Source organism: Vibrio sp. Vb0937 (assembly GCF_033338855.1).
Map to the genome: position 1 here is coordinate 1 of NZ_JAWOTK010000101.1, position 1,843 is coordinate 1,843.

2 protein-coding genes are annotated in these 1,843 nt (G+C 51.1%); one reads left to right on the forward strand and one right to left on the reverse strand.

Going from position 1 to position 1,843, the window contains the following annotated elements; genetic code table 11:
- On the forward strand, positions 1–1,134 hold a 1,134-nt coding region (locus tag R7P67_RS23470; RefSeq protein ID WP_318086148.1), incomplete at its 5' end, for an AsmA family protein.
- Here the strand turns inward: R7P67_RS23470 and R7P67_RS23475 are convergent.
- The coding region (locus R7P67_RS23475; protein ID WP_318086149.1) for a bifunctional GNAT family N-acetyltransferase/hotdog fold thioesterase at positions 1,120–1,843 on the reverse strand (724 nt) is incomplete at its 5' end. The genes R7P67_RS23470 and R7P67_RS23475 overlap by 15 nt on opposite strands.

Consider the following 1,843-nt stretch of genomic DNA (forward strand, 5'->3'; position numbering starts at 1 on the left):
GCCATTTTCACGCCCGAGAAGATCCAGCTCCAAGAACTGAGCCTAGATTGGCAGCAAGGCCGCGTACAGGTTTCTGGTCAATTCAAACCGACGCACTGGCAACTCGACACGGCTTCTGTTCAAGGATTGAAATGGGCTATCCAGTCTGATGACAACAAGGATTGGTGGAAGGCTGCCACCAGCACGTTACAAGAAGTGGATATCCAAGAACTTGATATTGAACGTAGTCAGATAATCCAATTAGCGCACGAACCATTCTGGCAACTCTCGGGCTTAAACGTCGAAGGAAAAGCGCTAAAGTTAAAGCGCCAGCACCGTTTTTGGGGCGTATGGCATGGCAGTCTCGACGCGAGTGTCGTGAATGCGAGCTACGACCAAGTTCTGTCTTCTCATGCTGCGATTTCGACACAAAGTGAGCAAGGGTTGTGGCAACTCTCTCGTCTGTTTGCTCCACTAGAACAAGGTTACATTGAAGGCTTTGGTCAACTTGATTTAAGTACGGCAAGCCAACCTTGGGCGCTTAATTTGAGTGCGGATGGCATTCCACTCAAACTGCTCCACCCATACCTGCCAGATGCATTCACGGTAGATGGATTTTCTGACCTAAACCTCGACCTGCAAGGTCTATCTGGTGACAACAATATGTTGGCGTACAGCTTAACGGGGCAAGTGGAAGCAAACCTACGAGAAACGACACTACGTTCACAAGCCGATAAGTCGCTTAAGAGCATCACGTTTTCCCCTATTCGAGTGCACGCGCAGCGAGGCGCTGTATCGCTCAAGCCTGTAAACATCTCCGGCAATGTCATATCCGGTCAGCTAAGCGGCGAGTTTGACATGGCCAACAACCCACTCAGCGGTTTGACATTCCAGCTCAAGGATCAATGTGGCATGGTCATAGGCGATCTGCTCGATGGTGAAATATCACGTAATGACTGCGACTCACCACAACAGCCAGACCACTTAACGCCGAACGTACCAACGAACGATGCTCAGCCGGAGGAATCGAGCTTCCATGGCATTGCAGAGGCGAATCTAGAGCAACCGGAAGAAGAGCTGGTTGAGGAGATAGCAGAAGAGTTAGAGCCGGCTACGAACGAGGTCGTAGCCGAAGAAGAACTAGCAACTGAGTAGCTGCGAATAGTTGGGCAACAGCATGTACGTGCCAACGAAATCAACCGCAGGCGTATCGCCGCTGTAAATCACCACATGGATGACAATGCGCGCCTTGCGCCCTGACGCCAAGCGGTCCAAATCACCACTGATACCATCAAGCGAGGTACTCGCCACCGGATTTTGCTCCACCGGATGACGATAACGAATCGAGCTGTCTGCCAGAACAATATCGCCATGCAAACCGCGCTCTTTGAGCAGTAACCACGTCATTCCCCATCCCGTCAGCGTTGCCAACGTAAATGCCGAACCAGCAAACATCGTATTGTGCGGGTTCAAATTCGGATTGAGCTGGGCACTGCATTCGAACTGATAACCGGTGTATTGGTTGATTTTGATGCCCATTTTGTCCGCAATTGGGATCTGCGCTTCCCAGCGCTGCTGCAATTCCGTGCACCATTCTGGGCGACGTAACACATTCGCCATCGGATCAAGCGGCTTCACCATTTGTTGGTGACGGACCGGACCGCGTTCATCGGTCAACTCACCACGACGTTCAAAACCATTTTTTTCATAAAACGCAATCGCATCTTCACGGGCATTACATACCAAACGTTTCGCACCTTCTTGGCGCGCAAGCGATTCCAATGCGACCAACACCAGTGAGCCCATGCCTTTGCTGCGACGATTGCCTTTCACCGCCATATAACGGATTTGACCATCGTTATCC